This is a genomic window from Cryobacterium sp. Y57 (genome assembly GCF_002929505.1).
Taxonomy (GTDB): Bacteria; Actinomycetota; Actinomycetes; order Actinomycetales; family Microbacteriaceae; genus Cryobacterium.
Genome location: NZ_PJJL01000058.1, coordinates 19,506 through 39,604, shown reverse-complemented (window position 1 = coordinate 39,604; position 20,099 = coordinate 19,506). Strand labels below are relative to the sequence as shown.

Annotated in this window: 20 protein-coding genes; 9 read left to right on the top strand and 11 right to left on the bottom strand. The window is 62.0% G+C overall.

The window, feature by feature from the left end; genetic code table 11:
- Positions 1-186 precede the first annotated feature (186 nt).
- Together CXY72_RS05230 and CXY72_RS05225 are read right to left on the bottom strand one after the other, a co-directional pair.
- Positions 187-1,518, bottom strand: coding sequence for an MFS transporter (locus CXY72_RS05230; RefSeq protein ID WP_104126643.1), 1,332 nt, complete (start codon positions 1,516-1,518; stop codon positions 187-189).
- 61 nt (positions 1,519-1,579) lie between these two features.
- The gene (locus tag CXY72_RS05225; protein WP_233197663.1) at positions 1,580-2,779 is read right to left on the bottom strand and encodes a CaiB/BaiF CoA-transferase family protein; all 1,200 of its coding nucleotides are present in this window, start codon (positions 2,777-2,779) and stop codon (positions 1,580-1,582) included.
- A 193-nt stretch (positions 2,780-2,972) separates the two neighbouring features.
- Between CXY72_RS05225 and CXY72_RS05220 the strand changes: the two genes are divergently transcribed.
- From CXY72_RS05220 to CXY72_RS20585, 6 genes are all read left to right on the top strand, one after another.
- Positions 2,973-4,472, top strand: a complete 1,500-nt coding sequence (locus CXY72_RS05220) for an aldehyde dehydrogenase family protein (RefSeq protein ID WP_158252484.1) — start codon at positions 2,973-2,975, stop codon at positions 4,470-4,472.
- Positions 4,469-5,125 (top strand): GntR family transcriptional regulator, encoded by a 657-nt coding sequence (locus CXY72_RS05215; RefSeq protein WP_104126641.1) that lies wholly within the window; start codon positions 4,469-4,471, stop codon positions 5,123-5,125. Before CXY72_RS05220 ends, CXY72_RS05215 begins: the two co-directional genes overlap by 4 nt.
- Positions 5,126-5,138: 13 nt before the next feature.
- A complete protein-coding gene (locus tag CXY72_RS05210) occupies positions 5,139-6,713 on the top strand; it encodes a GMC family oxidoreductase (RefSeq protein ID WP_146071067.1) in 1,575 nt (524 codons plus the stop codon).
- Entirely contained in the window at positions 6,710-7,180 is a 471-nt protein-coding gene (locus tag CXY72_RS05205) for a hypothetical protein (RefSeq protein WP_104126640.1), read from the top strand. The genes CXY72_RS05210 and CXY72_RS05205 overlap by 4 nt, the downstream gene beginning before the upstream one ends.
- The gene (locus tag CXY72_RS05200) at positions 7,177-8,082 is read left to right on the top strand and encodes a hydroxymethylglutaryl-CoA lyase (protein ID WP_104126639.1); all 906 of its coding nucleotides are present in this window, start codon (positions 7,177-7,179) and stop codon (positions 8,080-8,082) included. The genes CXY72_RS05205 and CXY72_RS05200 overlap by 4 nt, the downstream gene beginning before the upstream one ends.
- A gap of 377 nt (positions 8,083-8,459) precedes the next feature.
- Positions 8,460-8,591: a helix-turn-helix domain-containing protein gene (locus CXY72_RS20585; RefSeq protein WP_104126638.1), complete on the top strand. Its 132-nt coding sequence runs from the start codon at positions 8,460-8,462 to the stop codon at positions 8,589-8,591.
- 318 nt (positions 8,592-8,909) lie between these two features.
- Here CXY72_RS20585 and CXY72_RS05190 read toward each other — a convergent pair whose 3' ends face one another.
- From CXY72_RS05190 to CXY72_RS20570, 9 genes are all read right to left on the bottom strand, one after another.
- Entirely contained in the window at positions 8,910-10,421 is a 1,512-nt protein-coding gene (locus CXY72_RS05190) for a tripartite tricarboxylate transporter permease (RefSeq protein WP_104126668.1), read from the bottom strand.
- 2 nt (positions 10,422-10,423) lie between these two features.
- Positions 10,424-10,885: a tripartite tricarboxylate transporter TctB family protein gene (locus CXY72_RS05185; protein WP_158252483.1), complete on the bottom strand. Its 462-nt coding sequence runs from the start codon at positions 10,883-10,885 to the stop codon at positions 10,424-10,426.
- Positions 10,886-11,019: 134 nt separating this feature from the next.
- A complete protein-coding gene (locus CXY72_RS05180) occupies positions 11,020-12,051 on the bottom strand; it encodes a tripartite tricarboxylate transporter substrate binding protein (protein ID WP_104126636.1) in 1,032 nt (343 codons plus the stop codon).
- 105 nt (positions 12,052-12,156) lie between these two features.
- A complete protein-coding gene (locus tag CXY72_RS05175; protein ID WP_104126635.1) occupies positions 12,157-12,822 on the bottom strand; it encodes a GntR family transcriptional regulator in 666 nt (221 codons plus the stop codon).
- A gap of 44 nt (positions 12,823-12,866) precedes the next feature.
- Positions 12,867-14,354, bottom strand: a complete 1,488-nt coding sequence (gene tcuA, locus CXY72_RS05170; RefSeq protein ID WP_104126634.1) for an FAD-dependent tricarballylate dehydrogenase TcuA — start codon at positions 14,352-14,354, stop codon at positions 12,867-12,869.
- A gap of 353 nt (positions 14,355-14,707) precedes the next feature.
- The gene (locus CXY72_RS05165; protein WP_158252482.1) at positions 14,708-15,211 is read right to left on the bottom strand and encodes a DUF3846 domain-containing protein; all 504 of its coding nucleotides are present in this window, start codon (positions 15,209-15,211) and stop codon (positions 14,708-14,710) included.
- The gene (locus CXY72_RS20580; RefSeq protein ID WP_104126632.1) at positions 15,171-15,719 is read right to left on the bottom strand and encodes a CoA transferase; all 549 of its coding nucleotides are present in this window, start codon (positions 15,717-15,719) and stop codon (positions 15,171-15,173) included. Before CXY72_RS20580 ends, CXY72_RS05165 begins: the two co-directional genes overlap by 41 nt.
- A 20-nt stretch (positions 15,720-15,739) precedes the next feature.
- Complete coding sequence (locus CXY72_RS20575) at positions 15,740-16,003, bottom strand: CoA transferase (protein WP_370446211.1); 264 nt, start codon at positions 16,001-16,003, stop codon at positions 15,740-15,742.
- A gap of 2 nt (positions 16,004-16,005) precedes the next feature.
- Positions 16,006-16,257, bottom strand: coding sequence for a CoA transferase (locus tag CXY72_RS20570; protein WP_370446210.1), 252 nt, complete (start codon positions 16,255-16,257; stop codon positions 16,006-16,008).
- Between the two features lie 177 nt (positions 16,258-16,434).
- Here CXY72_RS20570 and CXY72_RS05145 point away from each other — a divergent pair, with 177 nt between their 5' ends.
- From CXY72_RS05145 to CXY72_RS05135, 3 genes are read left to right on the top strand one after another with little or no spacing between them, the layout of a single operon-like run.
- Positions 16,435-17,898 carry an aldehyde dehydrogenase gene (locus tag CXY72_RS05145; RefSeq protein ID WP_104126629.1) on the top strand — a complete coding sequence of 488 codons (1,464 nt, stop codon included), beginning with the start codon at positions 16,435-16,437 and terminating at the stop codon, positions 17,896-17,898.
- Positions 17,899-17,938: 40 nt separating this feature from the next.
- Complete coding sequence (locus CXY72_RS05140) at positions 17,939-18,694, top strand: SDR family NAD(P)-dependent oxidoreductase (RefSeq protein ID WP_104126628.1); 756 nt, start codon at positions 17,939-17,941, stop codon at positions 18,692-18,694.
- A gap of 39 nt (positions 18,695-18,733) precedes the next feature.
- Positions 18,734-20,098: an MFS transporter gene (locus CXY72_RS05135; RefSeq protein ID WP_199183960.1), complete on the top strand. Its 1,365-nt coding sequence runs from the start codon at positions 18,734-18,736 to the stop codon at positions 20,096-20,098.
- The last annotated feature ends 1 nt before the right edge of the window (position 20,099 follow it).

Below are 20,099 nucleotides of genomic sequence, written 5' to 3'. Positions count from 1 at the left end.
GAGCTATTGCGGCACGTACACCGGTGGATCGACAAGGAGATGAACGCCGAGGTGCACTGCCGGTAAATGACACACGCGTATGGGCCCCGAGGAGGAGAGTCTTGCGCTGGTCGCCACGCAAAGACCACCGCTGTCTGAGACCGAGCCCCCGGTCGTGAGGACCCCGGGGTCGTTGCCCGCAAGTTCTTAGCGCAGGATTGGGGCTGAGTTCCGTTCCGCTTTTGCCAAAGACTCCAGGTAGGTGTCGTCGAACAGGTCGGTCGGCTTCAGGAAAGCCGCCGCGGTAACTCCGATAGCTGCGGTGACGATCAGGAAGAATGCTGGCGCTACCGTGATACCCGTCTGAGCGATCAGTAGCGTTGCGATAAATGGCGCACCGCCGCCGAACAGTGCAGCGGGGATGCTGTATCCGATCGACATGCCCGTCGTGCGGATCTTCGTGGGGAACAGCTCAGGCATCGTCACTGCGGATGCCGCCAGCGACGTCGCCATCAACGCACCCATTAGAACCTGCATCAGAACGGCGAGAACCGGGTTGCCCAGCGTGATCAACCAGAACGCCGGCAGCACCAGAACGCCGAAGCAGATACCACCGGCCAGCAGCACCGCACGGCGGCCTACCCGGTCGGACAGCGACGCGACCGTCGGCAGCACGACGGCAACGACGAGTCCGGTGAGGAGTGTCGACCACAGTGACAGCTCGGGGCCGAAGCCATTCACCGTGTTGATGTAGGTGGGCATGTACGTGAAGACTGTGTAAAACGCGGTGGCGTGGAATGCACCAATGCCGAAGATGATGAGCATGTTGCGCTTCATTTTGAACGCATCGCGTACCGGCGCCTTCGCAATGTCTCCCTTGGCGGCCAGCACCTTGAACTCCGGGGTGTCCTCGAGCTTCTTGCGGATATACAGCGCGATCAGCGCCAGCGGAGCAGCGAAGAGGAATGGGATGCGCCAGCCCCAGGCGGACATCGCTTCGGCACCCATAATGGCTGTTAGCGCGGTGACGACGATGATGCCGAGGAGCACGCCAACGGTGGTCCCGACGGTGAGCCAGCTGACTCCGAAGCCGCGGTGGCCGGGAGCGGACGACTCGAGCAGGAAGGTGCTTCCGCTGCCATACTCACCACCAGCGGAGAATCCCTGGATGATGCGGAGGAACACGAGGAGGATCGGCGCTGCGATGCCGATGGTCTCGTAGTTCGGCAGCACGCCGACGAGCACCGACGAGCCCGACATGAGCGTCAGCACGATGATTAGCACCCGCTTGCGACCGATCTTGTCTGCCAGCGAACCGAAGACGAGTCCGCCGAGCGGTCGCGCGAAGAAGGCCAGGCCGAACACGGCAAAGCTGCTCAGGAGTTCGGTGGTGGGATTCCCTGATGGGAAGAAGTTCTGGCCGATATAGACGGCCAGGAAACCGTAGATTGCGAAGTCAAAGAACTCGATCGCGTTGCCGGCTGAGGCGCCGGCGATCGCTCGAATCCGGGAGGATCTCGTCAGAACCGGAATAGACATCAGTGTCTCCTTAGTGGGTGTTCAGTTCGGAAATTCGGCCCGGCAGAAATCCGGGCGTGAGTCAGATGTGGGCGTTGGCGTGCAGGCCCTCGATGGCGTCGTCGGTGTAGCCGAGGACATCTCGGAGCACCGAGTCGGTGTGTTCACCAAGTTGCGGTCCGGTCGTGCGGATCGATCCGGGGGTTCGCCCCAGTCGCGGGGTGACGTTGGGCATCGGCATCCGGCCGAGGTTGGGGTCTTCCACCCATGCGACGGATTCGCGGTCGATTACCTGTGGGTCGGCAAGGATCTCTGGTGCCCGATTCACACGACCCGCCGGAACGCCGCCATTGGCGAGGACATCCAGTAGCTCATTCGACTCGATCGTTCGCGTCCAGTCCTCAATAATCGAATCGATGAGTTCCATATTCGCGCCCCGCGCCCCGTGCGTCGCGAACTGCTCGTCGTAGATCAGGTCGTCTCGCTCCATAATTGTGCACAATCGCTTGAAGACGGTGTCCTGGTTCGCCGCGATCAAAACGGATGCTCCATCACGGGTCTCGTAGGCATTCGACGGGGCGATCCCGGCTAGCACCGGACCACTGCGCTCACGCACCTTGCCGAACATCGAGTAGTCGGGAAGCATTGATTCGCTGAGGGCGAGTACCGATTCGTAGATCGACGTGTCGACAGTCTGCCCGTTGCCCGACGCGTGGCGTTCATTGAGCGCGGCGAGGACGCCTATCGTGCTGAAAATGCCGGCCATCGAGTCGCCGAGTGAGATTCCGACCCGTACCGGTGCACGGTCGGGGTAACCGGTGATGTGCCGGAGGCCGGCCATCGCCTCACCGATTGACGCGTAGCCCGCGCGCTGCGCGTACGGGCCGGTCTGACCGTACCCGCTCACCTGAGCAACGATGAGCCGCGGGTTCTCCGCCATCAGTGTCGCGGGCCCGATACCCCATTTGGCCAGGGTGCCCGGACGGAAATTCTCAACGAGCACGTCAGCCTTCGCGCAGAGGTCACGGAAGATGTCTTGTCCTTGGGGTGTACGGAGGTTAAGGGTGACGGATTCCTTGTTGCGGCCGAGGGTTGCCCACCAGACACCGTCCCCGTCGTCGGAGTGCTCACCCCAGGTGCGGAACGCGTCACCCGTTACCGGTGGCTCGATCTTGATGACCCGGGCACCGAGGTCACCAAGAAGCTGCCCGCAGTACGGGCCGGCGATCAGCGATCCCGCCTCAATCACGGTGACGCCAGCTAATGGTCCCTCAGTCATCATTGACCTTTCGTCTGTGTACAATCGCTGCTCAAAATGAGAGGCGATTCCTCCTCAAGCCCTCGATCTACGGAGAATTCCGGGAACGACGTTGCGGTGTTGAAGGATTATTGCATACAATCACATAACGATCTAGTTGTCACGCGACAGAAATTCGAATCGTGCAAAGGATCGACTCACTCGCTAGGAGCCAATGATGCCTACTTCCACACCCATCGCGGACGCCGGATTGCCGTGGTTGCGCTCGCTATCGACCGAGTCGACGGATGCCGTCCCCCTTGTAATAAACGGACGCCCGGTCCACACGGCCAACGTGCACGAGTACGCCGCCCGCGGAGCATCGGCCCTCACCCGCCGGGTCTGCTTTGCTGATGCCGAACTCGTCGCCGAAGCCGCCATTGCCAGTGACGCCGCCCGTCCGCAGTGCGCCGCTCTCACTCGCAAGGAACGCTCCGACATCCTCCGGTCGATGGCCGACCGGCTCGAATCCGGGCTCGACGAGCTCGGATACTCCATCGCTCTCGAGGTCGGAAAATCGCTCTCTGACTCCGAGGGTGAGGTCACTCGCGCGATCTCCACACTGCGATCCGCCGCCGACTCCGTTTCGGCACTCGTAGGTTCCGAAGTTGCCGTCGATTCCGTCGACGTAGGCAAGGGCCGCTTCGCCTACACGATCTGGCAGCCGATCGGCGTAATCTCCGCAATCTGCGGATTCAACTTCCCGCTGCTCCTCGCCGTGCACAAACTCGCCGCAGCGATCGGAGCCGGCTGCCCCATCCTTCTCAAGCCAAGCGAGCGGACTCCCTTCACCACCCTTGTCCTGGCGGATGCCGCAATCAGCGCCGGCTGGCCTGCCAAGGGCATCAGCATCCTGAATGGTCTCGCCGACGTGGGCGAGGTTATGAGCACCCACCCCGCGGTCCGGCTCGTCTCGTTCACTGGATCCAGCGCCGTTGGCGCGAAAATTGCGGCCTCGGCCGGAGCCCATCTCAAACGCGTGGTGCTCGAACTCGGCTCCAACGCGGCCACGATCGTAACCGATGACGCTGACCTCGATCTCGCCGCCGAACGCTGCGCCGCTGGCGCGGTCGCGAGCACGGGGCAGTCCTGCATCTCTGTGCAGCGGATCCTCGTGCAGTCCACTATCGCCGACGAATTCGGCGACCTGCTCGCCAAAAAGTTTCGCGGCCTGACCGCTGGCAACCCGCTCGACGGCACCAGCATCGGCCGCCTCGTCAGCGACGCCGAGGAGACCCGGGTGCGCGGCTTGATCGAGAACGCCACCGATAGCGGCGCCCGCCTGTTGGCCGGCCCCGGCACCCTCGAAACAATCGCCCCGACCCTCCTCACAAACGTGCCACTCACCGCCGAGATCGCGCAGCTGGAAGTGTTCGGCCCGGTCGCCGGCATCTTCACCTTCACCGACGACGACGAGGCTGTCGCGCTCGCGAACTCAACACCGTACGGTCTTATGGCCGGCGTGTTTACCGGATCCCTCGACCGCGCGATGTTCTTCGCCCAGAGCATTGAGGCGGGTGGCGTGCACATCAATGACTCATCCAACTTCCGTCCAGACAACATCCCATACGGCGGCGTAAAGGCGAGCGGCATCGGCAAGGAAGGCCCGGCGTACGCCATGCGGGAGATGTCGAATGAGAAAGTGATCACCCTTCGCCTCCCGAGGAGCGCCTCATGACCGTTCTGATTCCAGAACCAGATCTCACCGACGTTTACGGTCGGATCCTGCACAAGATCACCTCACGAGACCTCAGCGCCGGTGACCGGCTGACCGAGACCAGCCTCGCCGACGAACTGAACGTGTCCCGCACCCCGGTGCGAGAGGCCCTGCGTCGCCTGTCGGCCGAAGGGTATGTTGATCTCTCCAAGAACAAGGGCGCCACGGTCGCCACCTTCGATGAGGACCTTGATCAGCTGTTTGAACTGCGTATTCTCCTTGAGGGTTTCACTGCCGGACTCGCCTCGCAGGCAGCCACCGTCGACGAGGTCCGCAACCTCAAGGAGATCCAGAGCCGCTTCGAAAGCGCCATCGAAGAGCAGGGCGACGACGTTCGCCTGCGTGTTTCACGCATCAATATTGAATTCCATAACGCCATCCTGACGGCGGCGAAGAATAAACGACTCGAGAACTTTGTCTCGTCGCTGACCTCTGCCAGCCTGCTCAGGTCCACGTTCGAGTTGTACTCCCTCGACCAGTTGCGCCGGAGCGCCAGCCAGCACCAGCAGCTCATCGACGCGATCGAGCACCGTGACCGCTCACTCGCGGAGATGGCAATGCGTGTGCATATCAGTGGTGCCAAATACCTATTCAACCGCGACTTGATCGCCTGAAAGGACCGAAACTGTGCCTGACGACAAAGTCGATGCCATCATCGTGGGAGCAGGACTTTCCGGTGCTGTCACCGCGAATGAACTGGCTAAGGCGGGCCTCACCGTCATCTGCCTCGAGCAGGGTGATTGGCCCGAGTACGGCCGCAGCGCCGTACACCGTCGCGACTCCGAAGTCGCAGCCGAACAGTACTGGCAACGTGACCCCAATGTGAGGCAGGACACGTCTGACTATCCGATCGACGACTCCGGTTCCGATGTTGCGGCTCTAATGTGGAATGGTGTCGGAGGCAGTTCTGTGCTGTACCTGGCTAAATGGAACCGTATGACACCGAGCGACTTCCGGGTGCGTTCACACGATGGGGTCGCCGACGACTGGCCACTCAGCTACGAAGATCTCGAACCGCACTATCTCGAGGCCGAACGCCAGTTCCAGATCTCCGGGCTCGCCGGTGACCCGGCCTATCCCGAAGGTGACGGACCGCCGAACCCTCCACTGCCGATCCGCGCGTTCGGCGCCCGTATGGCCAAAGCGCTCAACGAGCTCGGCTGGTCCTGGTGGCCGGGCGCCAGCGCAACCTTCCCCGACCCGGAGCGCAGCACTAAAGAAGGACCGGAGTCGATCAAGGCGTCCACAGACGTCACCCACTGGCCGTCCGCACTCAACGCCGGAGCTGAACTCCGCACAAACGCCCGCGTTCGTCGTGTCCTCGTCGAAAATGGCGAGGCAACCGGATGCGAATACATCGACAGTGACGGTAACGTCCAGACCCTTCACGCCCGCTCCGTCATCCTCTGCGCCAATGGCATTGGAACACCACGCCTCCTCCTGCTATCGGCGACGGACGAGTATCCGGACGGACTGGCGAACTCCTCCGGCCTCGTCGGAAAGCGGCTGATGCTGCATCCATTCGGAGCCGTCGCTGGACTCTTTGACGACGACCTCGATACGGCGGTCAGTCCGCTTGGGCAGCAGATCCAAAGCATGCACTTTTATGAAACGGATGCATCGCGCGGCTTCGTGCGTGGCGCCAAATGGGGGCTCCAACCGACAGGTGGGCCGCTCGCTGTGACGCGTTCCTATCCATGGGAGGTCGCGAATGAAGTGATGTACTGCGAGAATTTCCATGAGACGTTAAAGGCTCGGTTCAACCGTGCACCTATGTGGACGCTTGTCGCTGAGGATCTGCCAGTGGACACCAATCGGGTCACCCTGTCGGACACTCTCGTCGATGGAGACGGTTTGCCTGGCGCGAAGATCGAGTATGTCGCTGACGCAAACTCCCGCGCCCTGCTCAAGTTCCACACCGAGAAGGCGGCCGAGTCTCTGATCGCCGCGGGTGCCGTCGAGACTGTCGTCGCTCCTCTGGTGCGCTCGAGCGGCTGGCACCTCATGGGCACCGCCGTCATGGGAGACGATCCCGCCAATTCGGTGACCGATAGATACGGGACGACCCACGACGTGAAGAATCTGCATATTTTCGATTCCAGTACCTGGGTCACGTCTGGCGGAGTTAACCCTGTCGCGACTCAGGCGGCCCTGGCCCTGTGGAGCTCCACCCACTTCCTCGAGGAATGGTACGCGCGATGAGGTCGACCCAACTCTCACCACTAACCAGTCCAATCTCAACGTCAGACCGGGACCTGATTGCCGAGATCGCGCAGGTGCTCATCCCCGCGGGAGCGTCAGGTCCATCGGCGGCCGAGGTCGACGTTGCCGGTGGCCGGCTCGATGAATTCTTCGAGCAGCGGCCGGACCTAAAAACGGCGTTCGTCGCGATCGCGAGTAGAGCATCCGGAACCGACGTCGACTCGTTCTGTCGTCATCTCGAAGCGTCGGAGCCCGCCGTCTTTCAGCAACTCACCTATGTGATTGTTGGTGCCTTTCTGCTGAGCCCGGATGCCCGCGGCTGGCTTGGCTTCACCGGCCTGCGCGGGGAGTTTCAGACTCCCATAGCGAACGACGATTACCGGCTGCACGAGCTTCTCGCGCCGGTGCGCTCACGGCCGCCCTCGTATCGACCAACCGCCTGGACACCCGAAGAGAGCACAGCATGACAACAATCGAAATCGTGGAGGTCGGTCCGCGAGACGGACTCCAGAATGAGAAACGGACCCTGTCGATCGACACCCGGGTCGAGCTCATCACCCGGCTGGTTGACGCCGGCGTCACCCGGATGGAAGCGGTGAGCTTCGTCCACCCGACCAAGGTGCCGCAAATGGCCGGGGCAGAAGAAGTGATGGCTCAGGTTCCCGGCGGGCGTGGGGTCGACTACATCGGCCTCGTACTGAACCGCCGGGGCGTCGAGCGGGCGATGCTCACCCCGGTGACCGAGGTCAACATCGTGCTGCCCGTCACCGACACCTTCGGCGTGCGAAACCAGGGCAAAACAGTCGCCGACATGATCATCGAAACGGTCGCCGCCGTCGAGCTCGCGAAGGAAGCGAAGCTCCGCACTTCGGTGACCCTTGCCGTCGCATTCGGCTGCCCGTTCGAAGGGAACGTTGCCCTTGATACCGTGGCCGACGTCTTTGCACGGGTGGTCGATCTGGGCGTGGATGAGATCGCATTCGCCGACACAATCGGTGTTGGGGTGCCTGCACAGGTGCGGCAGTTCGCGGAGCTGGCGAGCGTCCGGCTAAGCACGGAGAAACTGCGATTCCACTTCCACAACACCCGCAACACTGGGTATGCCAACGCACTGACCGCCGCCGAACTGGACTACGACGGCACCGTGGCACTGGATGCCTCCGTCGGAGGCTTTGGTGGATGCCCGTTCGCGCCGAAGGCCACCGGCAACATCGGGACGGAAGATCTGCTATATGCACTGGAGCGTTCGCAGATCGACGCCGGTTCCATCTCGACTTATCGACTCCTGGACATTGCCGCCTGGCTGTCGCTCGAACTCGACAGCCAGATCCAGTCTCTTCTGCCCAAAGCAGGCTGGTACCCGGCCTGACAGCCTTGTTGCGATCTTGACGATACTGATTTCGCCTCGCAGGGGTCGACCCCGCGTACGTCCATAAGGCAGCCAGCCTACGAACTCTGAAGCCGCTCTGATGCAGTCGCGCCCGTTGGGCGCTGGGCAGTTTCTGCTGGTCGTTGCGAATCCCGAGCAGGGAGAAATCAAGGGTCAGATTCGCACCTAACAAGATGCCGGCAGCAGTTAGGCGGCGCTACTTCGAATTGATTCGGGAGGGATTGTCGGGGTCTGAGGCAGCCCGACAGGTCGGAGTGTCGCTCAGCTGCGGATCGTTGTGGTTCATCGATGCTGGCAGTATGCCAGTCGTGGAACGTGTCCCCGTTAGTTCACGCTATTTCTCTTAGGACGATCGAATCGAAATCGGCGACGGTCGCGCTGCAGGCGAGGCCGTGAAAGGAATCGCAGCCCGGATCGGGAAAAGCTTTCAGAGCGTTTATCGAGAGATCGCACGCAACCGCAAGGCCGACGGTTCATGCCAGCCCTAGTTCGCCCGCACCGGGCGCATCCGGAACGGAAGCGACCGAGAACCCGCGTCTTTGCGGACATCCCTGCCCTTCGGGGCGTCGTCGCCGTGAAACTTGCGAAGCGATAGTCGCCGGGTCAGGTCAGCATGGCTGCGACGTCGATACTCGGGCACGCCGACGTGGCACGTCTGTGCTGAGACGATCTACGACGGTCTGTGTCTCGGCCGTGAAGCGACGAGTGCCGTTGATGCTGGAGGTCGCATCGTTTGAGTAGAGGAATTTCGTGCGGGCACTGTGGCGTTCTGAGACTGGGAGCGGTTCTGAGACCTGCCCCGTGTTTTACTCTGCGTTAGACAGTGCGAGAGCGCGACGTCGACGTCGACCCAGCGCCATGACGCCCGGCACGGCCAGCACCAGCGCGATCACCAGCCAGAGTCCTATGGTGAACGGACTCGAGATGAGAATTGCCGGGTCTCCCTCGGACAGAATGAGAGCTCGACGCAGTTGCTGCTCGAGGAGTGGGCCGAGGATCAGTCCCACGACCGCTGGTGCGACTGGAATGTCCGCCAGGCGCAGCAACAGTCCGAGACCACCAATCGCGGCCAGGAGATAGAGGTCCGTGATGGACCCTCCTGCGGAGTACGCTCCCAGGCACGCGAAGACCACGACCGATGAGTAGATCGCCCAGGCCGGGATGGTGAGCATTTTCGCCCACACCTTCACCAGCGGAAGGTTGAGCACGAGCAGCATGACATTGCCGATGTACAGGGACGCAATTAGCGCCCAGACCAGGTCGCCCGACTCCGCGAATAGGGCCGGCCCGGGCTGGAGACCGTATGACTGGAATGCGGTGAGCATGACCGCGGCGGTAGCAGACGTTGGCAGGCCGATGGTCAGGAGGGGAACCATGACACCCGCCGCAGCGGCATTGTTTGCGGCTTCCGGACCTGCCACGCCCTCGATTGCCCCGTGCCCGAATTGGTCCTTGTGCTTGGAGAGCCGTTTCTCCGCGGCATAGGAGAGGAACGTCGGGATCTCCGCGCCTCCGGCGGGGAGGGATCCGATGGGGAAGCCGAGTGCCGTGCCGCGCAGCCATGCGGGCCATGATCGCCGGAATTCCTCTTTCGTGAGGAGTGCCCGACCCTTAACCGGCGTGACAGTTGTTTGTCCGGTGCGTGCGAGGATATGCCCCAGTGCTTCACTGATCGCAAAGAGGCCGACCACCACGAGCACAACATCGATTCCGTCGAACAATCCACTCGATCCGAAGGTGAGGCGTGCCTGGCCGGACTGCGCATCGATCCCGACAAGGCCGAGAGTGAGTCCGATGAGGAGGCTCGCGGCGCCCTTGATCATGTTCGGCCCAAGGAGAGCGGACACTGTTACGAAGGCGATGACCATCAGGGCGACGTATTCCGGGGGACCGAGCTGGATCGCGAATTGGGCAACGGCAGGCGCTACAAAGGTGAGCGCGATCGTGCCGATGGTGCCAGCCACAAATGAACCGACGGCGGCTGTTGCCAACGCTGCAGCCCCGCGGCCGGCCTTCGCCATCTTGTTGCCTTCGATCGCCGACACGATCGACGACGACTCTCCCGGAGTGTTCAGCAGAATTGAAGTGGTTGACCCCCCGTACATGCCGCCGTAGTAGATGCCGGCGAAGAGGATCAGGGCAGATGCCGGCTCCAGTTGGAAGGTGATCGGTAGGAGGAGCGCCACGGTGAGAGCGGGCCCGATTCCGGGGAGAACCCCAACAGCGGTGCCGATCGTGACCCCGAGGAGCGCCCACAGCAGGTTCCCCGGGGTGAGCGCGGCTTCGAATCCCTGGCGGAGTAGTTCGAGTTGGTCCATGATCAGAACCCCCACGGTCCGGCGGGCAGGGCAAGGCCGATCAGACGGTCGAAGAGCAGTGTGATCAGTCCCGAGATCACGATCCCGTATAGCGGGAGCCGCCACCTGTGTGTAGAGCCGAGCAGGCGCGCGGCGACCGTGAACAGGAGAGCGGATGTGACGGTGAACCCCGCAATCGGAAGGACGAGCGCGTAAACGACGATGCTGCCCAGCAGAATGAGTACCCTGGCCAACTGGGGAGCACCCTCCCGAGTGATGTTTCGTGCAAGCACAAGTGCGGAACGTCTGTTGGACACCACCAGAGCAATTCCGACGAGGGCAAGAAGGACGGCGATGATCAGGGGGAAAGCGGCGGGTCCGAGCGGCTCACTGGAGGGTCGCAACGCAATCGCGTCGCCGAACACAATCGCTGACGTGGCGACGAGAAGCACGCCGACGACCATTGTCGCCGCGCCGCTGGTCACCAGTGGGTGTTTCCCTGCGCGCTGTGCGACTGGGGAGGGCGGCGACGTGCGTCGGTCGGACATCGAGCGCATCTCGGTCGTGTCAAGTCCCGGCGGAACATGCCCTGATCGCATAGAGGTGGGTTCGGCCATGGTCAGCTCACCAATCCAATGTCTTCAAGGACGCCACGAATGTCTTGCTCCTGCACCCTGACGAATTCGTCGAACTCGTCACCGGTGAGGAATTCGTCACCCCAACCACGCGTGGCGACGATTTCCTGCCACTGGTCGGTGCCGTGCATCTCGGTGAGGAGGTCGACTAGTGCTTTCCTGTCGGCCTCGCTGATCCCGGGTGGGGCCACGATTCCGCGCCAGTTCTGCAATTCGATGGCGACGTCCTGCTCGATGAAGGTCGGCACGTCTGGAAGGGTGGGCACCCGTCCCGGGCTCGAAACGGCTAGGGCGCGAACCGAGCCGTCCGCTATGTACGGCGCAATTTCCGAGATGCCGGAAATTCCAGCCGTCGACCGCGCGGAGAGCAGCGTGGTTAGCGCCTCGCCGCCGCCGGAATGCGCCACATAGGACACCTCTGCCGGGTCAGCCCCGATGGCTTGGGCGTACATTCCGGCCAAAATCTGTTCGACACCTCCCGCGGACCCGCCTGAGATCGATTGTGCCGCGACATCCGATTCCATCAATTCGGTCAAGTCGGCGAGGGACATGATCTCCGACGATGCCGGTACAACAACAACGAGATACTCAGTGGTCAGCCGGGCAAGCAGGGTCGTGTCGCCGAGAGAGAAGGGGGAGTCATTCGTGATGATCGCACCGACCATAATCGCGCCGGTCGTCATGAGCTGACTGGCATCGCCTTCGTGTTGCACGAACTGAGCCAGTCCCGGCGTTCCGCCCGCACCTCCCACGTTGTAGACCTCGCTTCGCCCCGCAATGTCGCCCAGCGCGACCTGAAGTGCGCGAGAGGTCTGGTCCCACCCGCCGCCGGGATTCGCCGGGGCCATGATTCGCAATTGCTGCCCGCCGAGGGCCGCCTGGATTGCGGAGGCCGGAGCCGAACTCCTGGCGATATCGGTGGTGATGAGAGCGGCGACGATCGCGCAGGCGAGCACCGAAACGCCTACCAGACCCCGCCACGGGTGCGCTCGACCGGTCGGAGTTTCATTTTCCATGTGCACGGATACCTCGCTTCGGGACAGACTTCATTGTCGACACTTGTATACACTAATCCATTGTTGGACTGAATAGGCAAGTCGTGAGGTGCTCGGCGCTGCGGACTAGGAGGGCTGCGAGAACTCTGCCCGGATAAGGTCGAGACGAATCTCGCGGGCCCTCTCCATGTGCCGCCGGGCAAGCGAGCTGGCACGGATCCCGTCGCGGTCGGAGATAGCCGCCAGGATGGAGGCGTGCTCCTGCAGTGCCTCGGCCCACCGATTTCCGACGGACAGTGTGGACCGGGGAGTGTGGATGAGGTGGCTCGACAGTCGCTGCAGGAGATCGGTCAGGACAGGATTGTGGGCGGCCACCCCGATGGCGGAATGGAATTCAAGGTTATTCACCGTGCGCTCTCGGTCCGAGGGATCCGTCAGCGACTGGTCGCGTTCGAGGAGACCCTGTAGGCGCGCGATGTCGGACGAGTCGCGGGAGAGCGCGGCCTGGGACGCGCATTCCGCCTCGAGCATGATGCGGATGTCGTACACCTGCACCACTTCCCGGGCGTCGACACGCTTTACGAACAATCCACGTGCTCCGCGCTCGAGAAGGCGTTCCTGTTCTAAGCGGCCAAGGGCCTGTCGCACCGGGGTGCGGGACACGCCGAATCGTTCTGCGAGAGTCACTTCACGCATCGCTTCGCCCGACCGGGAGGCACCGGACAGAATATCCTCACGTAGGGCGCGGTGGATAGAGTCGCCGTCGTGTCGCGTGCCCGTCGAGGCGGTCATCTGCTTCTCCAAAGAATATGCCTAACGGCTTCGGTCACCTTATTTTACGCGACCAATCCAGCTCGACGGCCGAATACGGCGCCCGCGGCAAGCCCGGACCCGCCCGGATAGTTGCCGGAGAACAGACCGCCCAGCGCCTCGCCGACGGCGAATAGGCCGGGGATAGCGACGCCCGCGTCGCTCAGGACACGGCCGTCGATGTCGCCCTTCAGACCGCCGAAGGTAAAGGTAATGCCGCACGTAACGGGATACGCGTAGAACGGCCCTATCTCGAGAGGGTTGGCCCAGTTGCTCTTGGGCGGCGAAACTCTCGCCGCCCTCCCGTCCTTGACGTTCGGGTCGAAGGTGGCGCTGCGGTCGATCGAGGCGTTGAACTCGGTGACGGTCCTCTCGAACCCAGGGCGGTCGATGCCGAGGAGATCGGCAATTTCGCCGATCGTTCCGGCCGACGTCACGCTGATTCCCGGCATGTCGTACTCCTCGGCGCGGAGCATGGGCCGCAGCCTCGCATCAAAAATTTGGTAGGCGATGCCGTCTTCCTGCTCCAGGATTCGACCGCCGAACTTTGCGTAAGTCAAGTTCCTGAAGTCCTCGCCCTCGTCGAGGAACCGCTTGCCCGACTTGTTCACGATAATCCCGAGCGGATAGCTCTGCCGGGTGAAGCGGTTCGTGAGTTCGCGATTGCTTTCGTTGTCGGTATGGAAGGCGTCCCACTGCACGCTGTGCGCAGTGCTCCAGTCGCCTCCCCGCGCGGCGCCGAGGTCGATCGCCGCGGTCAGGAGCTCTCCCGTGTTCAGCGGCGTGCCACGCACTTTCGCTTTGCCCCAGCCGGAGCCGAGGTATTGCTCGCGCATTGTCGCGTTGGCCTCAAACCCGCCTGCAGCAATCACGACCGACTCGGCCGTAATTTCTGTCGGCACACCGGCTTCGTCTATGGCACGCACGCCGATGACGGTAGCGCCGGCCGTGAGAAAGCCGGTCACCATGGTGCCGTAGCGGACGTCGTAGGCGAGGTTTGCTGCAACTCTTCGGTGGTCGGCGATGAGGCCCTTTCCTCCGTCAACGTTCCCTACGTGGAGACCGCCCCAAAATAGAAACGATCCGTCGGGGCGCTCATAGGCCTGCCGTTCGTACATCAGGCGATATCTCAGCCCCAAATCGTGAAGCCAGCGTAGAACGCTCTGTGATTCCTCGACCAGGATGCGCGTGAGTTCGGGGTCGTTCCGCCCCGATGTGACCTTTGCAACGTCGGCCGCGTAGTCTATGGCGCTGTACGGCGGAACTTCCGTGACGGAATGCCGGGGGTCGGCCTCGACGAAGGATGCCAAGTCGCCGAGGCCTGAATGCGCGATTCGAGTCGCGCCGGCAGTATAAAAGCTGTTCCCACCGGATAAATCCTCGGGGCCACGTTCCAAGAGCAGCACGGACCGCCCACGGGTGGCCGCCGCGTGGGCGGCGGTGAATCCAGCGTTGCCTCCGCCGATGACAATGACATCCACGGAGCGCGGGAGGGGGGTGGGTGGCTGCGACATGAATGCTCCTCGATGAGATATACGATCGGCTTTAGTGTATCCACTAAATGCGTGAATGCCGCCGGCGCGCGCTCAATTCGGTCTGGGAAGCGTGCGAGTAAGCGTTCTAACGGCACTGACGTGCCGTGGTCGTAGAAAGTGTCACATCATCTCGCGTGCCCATCTGGCCACCGCGTGTGCGGGTAAATAATGGAGGTGCGACCACGGTCGTTGCAGGTACGGTCTTCGTGCTGTATCTGAAGTTTGGAGTCAACAACGGCAGGACTTCTAAACGATGGCTGCAACCGGTTCTCCGGGTTCAGCACCCCGGAGTCGCCATACGTGTGAGCCTGGTGGTAGGTGGTCCCGCCATCCTATGATCTGGGGCAACGGGGCCAGACGCTTTCACCAGCTGTACTGGTCTCAAATATTGCCCGGCTCGACACGCGGGGCCGGAGTGACCGTTCCATGGTCTCGTTCCGTCCGGAGTAGGCCGCGAGCTGGTCGATGATGTCCGGACTGGGCCGCGCGGCGAGAGCGGCGGTGAGGCGGTACACCTGAGCGTCGGTCAGGCTGATGCTCTCAGCCATCTCCATGTCGCAGCCCAGCGCGACGGCGTTACCGAAGAGCACGACCGGCCTGCCGAGCCGGTGGGCGATGACGGTCACACGCAGGTTCAGCGGTGACTCGTTGATGGGTCCTTCATCGTCAACAAACACGTCGCTATCGTCCTCGAGGCCGACGACGTCGAAGTTATCGGACCCGATGCTCTCCTGCAGCGCCTCCACGGTGCGGCCCGGATCGATAGTGATGGGTTCAAGGTGTTTCACGGTGCCGCTACGCAGCGCGCGGGGCTGGGTGGTGGGGGTGACGGTCAATGTGATCTCTCCTGAGAAAGGCGTTGCTGTCGGTGGAGCGCGAGACGGTGCAGGTCTCATCAGGCCGGGTATCAACCACGAGCGTCGTAGTGCTACCGGCGGCAATCGAGCCGTTACGCGTCAGGAAACGCCATCTCGTGGGCGCTGACCCACAGCCCATTTCCGATGCCACGACACGCCATTCGTGTCCAGCACAATGGTGATGTCGATTATTGAGCGGTGGCGGCCCACGGGCGGCGTGATCAACGAAACGCGGGTCAGTCACGAGTTCCGTCTGCTGCATGGCCGCAGGGAGACGGGCGAACACTGAATTCTGATTAGCGGCGATCACGACCCACTTCTCGTCAAAAGGAGGGTAGATGTTGGAAAGGGCTATACCGGTGAGCTTCGACCCGCTGGCTTGGGCCACGTACTGGGTGGCCGAATAGTCGGGTACCGTGCTCTCGCGCAGCGAGAAGCAAGACTCGACCAGGGAGACGTCGACGATCTGGCAGGTACCGCCGCGCACATCTCGCCACTACAGCGCCATCATGAGGCCCTGCACCGCGAACTGCGCGGCGCGGCTGTCCCCGAGCGAAATTCCAGACCGTGGGGCGGGGCATCAGGGTGACCGTTAAGGTGGCGAAGCCCACCTGCGGCTTCAGCGACTGAGACATATCCCCGTTTATGCGCGTTGCTGCCGGTTTGGCCATAGCCAGAGATTCGCGCGATCTCGAGACCGGGGTTAGGGCTCCGCAAGTGCTCAGGTGACGGACAAGAATTTTTCGAATCTACCAAGCCGGAAGGTCTCATGATCACGTCGGAACCTCGACCAGTTCCTCGATGAGCTCCCTACCGTGCCGTGATTTAAGGTCGACTTTGATCAAATTCTTGCCGCGAGACTGAACCGACCACCAGCGCACGCGACCATTCACCCATGCCATGCCCCAGTCGCGCATTGGATCGCCGGATGTCGGACTGTCAACTTTCAGGACCTCAGCACCGAAATCCGCGAGGACGCGACCTGCAAAAGGGGCCCGCAAGGAGACTCCCGAGTTCGAGGACACGCACTCCTTCGAGGGGCGGACGTTCTGTGTATCGGTCAGCTCTGACCCTGCTCTTCTTCCCAATACCGCTGGATTGTATGGAATTCTTCCAAAAAATCGTGACTTATTGGAAATAAATAGTGTAGTTTCCACTTATTGCATACAATTTCTGGCAACAACGACGTTAAGGAGCACAGGGTGCAGAGTTTCGCCATTTTCGTAAACGGCGTGTGGCGTCAGGCCGCTGGAGGGCGGACTTTCCAATCGATCGAGCCCTTCACTGGCCAGCCGTGGGCGACCATCCCCGACAGTACCGAGGCGGATGTCGCGGACGCCGTGTCGGGCGCGTACGCCGCTCTCACCGGCGCCTGGCGAGACACGATGCCCACCGAACGCGGTCGACTCATGTTCGCCCTCGCGGACATCCTCGACGAGAATGCCGAGGAGCTGGCACACATCGAGGCTAGGGACAACGGCAAGGTGTTACGCGAGATGGTCGGGCAGGCGCGCGCCCTCTCCGGCTGGTATCGCTACTTTGGTGGATTCGCCGACAAGATCAGCGGTCGTACCATCGCCGCTGACAAGAAAGACTTCCACACTTACACTCTCAAGGAACCGGTCGGCGTGGTAGGGGCGATCACCGCTTGGAACTCGCCCGTGCTACTGCTTGCCTACAAGCTCGCCCCTGCCCTCGCCGCCGGCTGCACTGTCGTGGTCAAGCCCAGCGAGCTCGCGAGCGCATCGACCCTGAAGTTTGCCGAGTACTTCGAACGTGCCGGGTTCCCCGCCGGCGTGCTTTCCGTCGTTACCGGCGGCCCGGCCGTCGGGCAGGCGCTTGTTGCCCACCCTGATGTGAACATGGTTTCCTTCACCGGCTCCACCGACGTCGGTCGGAAGATCGGGGCGGCCGCGATCGCTCACTTCGCCAAGGTCTCCCTTGAACTTGGCGGTAAATCCGCCAATATCGTCTTCGCGGATGCCGACCTTGATAAGGCGGTCAACGGCGTGATTGCGGGCATCTACGCAGCTGCCGGTCAGACCTGTATGGCCGGCTCGCGCCTGCTCGTGCACGAGTCGATTGCCGACGAGCTCGTCGCACGGGTTTCAGAGCGCGCCCGCACGATTGTGGTGGGTGACCCGCTCTCCCTCGACACTGAAATGGGCCCGTTGATCGGTCCTGCATCCGTTTCCCGTATCCATAACATCGTATCCGGCGCGCTCGACGACGGTGCGGACGCACCGGCGGGCGGTGCGCCGCTCGTCGACCTCGGCCCGGCCTTCTACTCGCCGACTGTCATTGACCACGTCACCCCATCTATGGCCATCGCGACGACAGAGCTCTTCGGGCCGGTCATCGCCGTCCAGCGATTCTCGACCGAGGAGGAGGCAATCGCCATCGCTAATTCTACCGAGTATGGGCTCGCCGCCGGCCTCTGGACCGAAAACGTCTCCCGCGCCCATCGGGTCGCCGATCGGCTTGTGGCCGGCACGATATGGGTGAACTCATACCGCACCGTCTCTTTCGCTGTGCCCACCAGTGGTCGCAAAAACAGCGGCATAGGCACCGAAAACGGAATTGAGGCCGTAGACGAATTCCTCAAGACCAAAGCCGTGTGGATCAATCTTTCCGATACCACCCGCGACCCATTCACCATCGGCTGATCACCAAATCACTCGCACCCGCACGAAAGAAGAGTACATTATGTCCCTCGAAGGCAAAGTCGCCATCATCACCGGAGCCGGGCAGGGAATCGGTCGCGGCTACGCGCACGGTTTCTCCGACGCAGGAGCAGCAGTCGTGGTAGCCGATATCAACCTGAGCAACGCCGAGAATGTGGTGGAAGAGATCGTGAACCGCGGCGGCAGGGCAATCGCGGTTCACGTGGATATCTCTTCTGAGACGGCAGTGAAGACCATGGTCGCCCGAGTAGTCGAGGAGTACGGCACCATCGACATTCTGATTAATAACGCCGCCCTTTTCTCGGCACTTAAGATGAAGCCGTTTACCGAGATCACCGTCACCGAATGGGATCAGGTTTTCGCCATCAACACCCGCGGCACCTTTCTCTGTGTGCGCGAAGTCACCCCCGTGATGAAGGCAAACGGCGGCGGTCGCATCGTAAACATTTCCTCCGGCGTAGTGGACGATGGCCGTCCGAACTACCTGCACTACCTCTCGTCCAAATCAGCCATCAATGGGATGACGCGGGGCCTGGCCACGGAGCTGGGCGAATATGGCATCGGCATCAACACTCTCAGCCCCTACGGCATCGCGACCGAGGTACCCCGTGAAACCATCTCCGAAAGTCAATGGAGCGGAATCGTGCAGAAGCAAGCACTCCATGTGAAGGGCTCTACCGATTCGATGGTCGGCGCGGCGCTCTTCCTCGCCGACGAGGCCGCGAGCTTCATCACTGGTCAGACGTTACACGTCAATGGCGGAACCCTGTACCACTAGACACGACACATCGCACAGAACAGAAAGCAGGAAATCAACGTGGATATCCGAGAGACCATCATCGGGCCAGAAATCGCGCGGGTCACCCACAGGCGGGTGGTCTGGCGCATCCTCCCCTTCGTCTTCCTGATGTACCTGGTGAATTATGTTGACAGAACGGCCCTAGCCTTCGCCGCCCCCAACGGCATGAACGACGACCTGCAACTTACCGCCACGATGTTCGGCTTCGCCGCGGGAATCTTCTTCATCGGCTACATCCTTCTAGAGGTACCCAGCAATCTACTCATGCAAAAGTTCGGTGCACGAAAGTGGATCGCCCGCATCATGGTGAGTTGGGGAATCATCGCCGCCCTCACCGCCTTCGTGCAGAACTACGAACTACTTCTACTCGCGCGTTTCCTTCTCGGTGTCGCGGAGGCCGGGTTCGCCCCCGCAATCTTCCTGTATCTCACTTTCTGGTTCTCGAACCGCAATCGGGTAAAGGCGTTCTCGATCTTCTTGCTCGGTATCCCCGTCTCTTCCGTCATCACCGCACCGCTCGCCACCTGGCTCATTGGAGTGGGTAACGCGACCCCCGGCCTCGAGGGCTGGCGCTTCATGATCTTCACCACGGGAGTACCGGCGATCATCATCGGCGTCATCGCCTTCTTCTACCTGACCGACCGACCAGAGCAGGCAAAGTGGCTCACGCCCCAGCAGAAGGATTTCCTCCACAAGGAGATCGAGGCGGAGACGGATACTAGTGCCCGACACGACACGAGTATCAAGGCGGCGCTGAGGAACGCAAAAGTATGGGCTCTCTCTATTGCGTATATGGGCATCGTTTACGGGCTCTACGGCATCGGCTTCTTTGTACCAAGCATCATCGACGGTTTCTCAAAACAGTTCGGCACCACGTTCTCGCCGATCCAAACCAGCCTACTCATCGCCACCCCCTACGCGATCGCGGCGATCTGCATGCTTTTCTGGGCCCGCCACAGCGCGCGCACCGGTGACATCGGCTGGCACGTGTTCATCACCACGACGCTCGGCGCGATAGGCATCTTGATCTCCGCTTACGTGAATAACCCCTTCATGATCATGGTCGGCGTGACCCTCTGCGCCCTCGGCGTGATTTCGTCGATGCCGGTGCTCTGGGGCCTCCCCGCGAAGATCCTCTCCGGGGTCGGCGCCGCCGCAGGTCTCGCGGTGGTAAACACCGTTGGCAACTTCGGCGGATTCGCCGGGCCGTACCTCACCGGCTGGCTGACGGACGCTTCCGGTAGCTACAAGCTGCCCTTCACCCTGCTGGCAATCTTCCTTATCCTCTCCGGGGTTATTTCGGTACTGGTCCAGCGCAGCAATAGAGTTCTGGTGAAGGCGCACTCCGACCAGGAACTTGAACGCAGCCTCAGCACGCACTGAT

Coding starts and splice junctions, on each gene's coding strand:
- CXY72_RS05215 (WP_104126641.1), top strand. CDS start 4,469: ATGACCGTTCTGATTCCAGAACCAGATCTCACCGACGTTTACGGTCGG.
- CXY72_RS05175 (WP_104126635.1), bottom strand. CDS start 12,822: ATGACCGCCTCGACGGGCACGCGACACGACGGCGACTCTATCCACCGC.
- CXY72_RS05190 (WP_104126668.1), bottom strand. CDS start 10,421: ATGGACCAACTCGAACTACTCCGCCAGGGATTCGAAGCCGCGCTCACC.
- CXY72_RS05140 (WP_104126628.1), top strand. CDS start 17,939: ATGTCCCTCGAAGGCAAAGTCGCCATCATCACCGGAGCCGGGCAGGGA.
- CXY72_RS05205 (WP_104126640.1), top strand. CDS start 6,710: ATGAGGTCGACCCAACTCTCACCACTAACCAGTCCAATCTCAACGTCA.
- CXY72_RS05225 (WP_233197663.1), bottom strand. CDS start 2,779: ATGATGACTGAGGGACCATTAGCTGGCGTCACCGTGATTGAGGCGGGA.
- CXY72_RS05180 (WP_104126636.1), bottom strand. CDS start 12,051: ATGGAAAATGAAACTCCGACCGGTCGAGCGCACCCGTGGCGGGGTCTG.
- CXY72_RS05230 (WP_104126643.1), bottom strand. CDS start 1,518: ATGTCTATTCCGGTTCTGACGAGATCCTCCCGGATTCGAGCGATCGCC.
- CXY72_RS05200 (WP_104126639.1), top strand. CDS start 7,177: ATGACAACAATCGAAATCGTGGAGGTCGGTCCGCGAGACGGACTCCAG.
- CXY72_RS05220 (WP_158252484.1), top strand. CDS start 2,973: ATGCCTACTTCCACACCCATCGCGGACGCCGGATTGCCGTGGTTGCGC.
- tcuA (WP_104126634.1), bottom strand. CDS start 14,354: ATGTCGCAGCCACCCACCCCCCTCCCGCGCTCCGTGGATGTCATTGTC.
- CXY72_RS20575 (WP_370446211.1), bottom strand. CDS start 16,003: ATGAGACCTTCCGGCTTGGTAGATTCGAAAAATTCTTGTCCGTCACCT.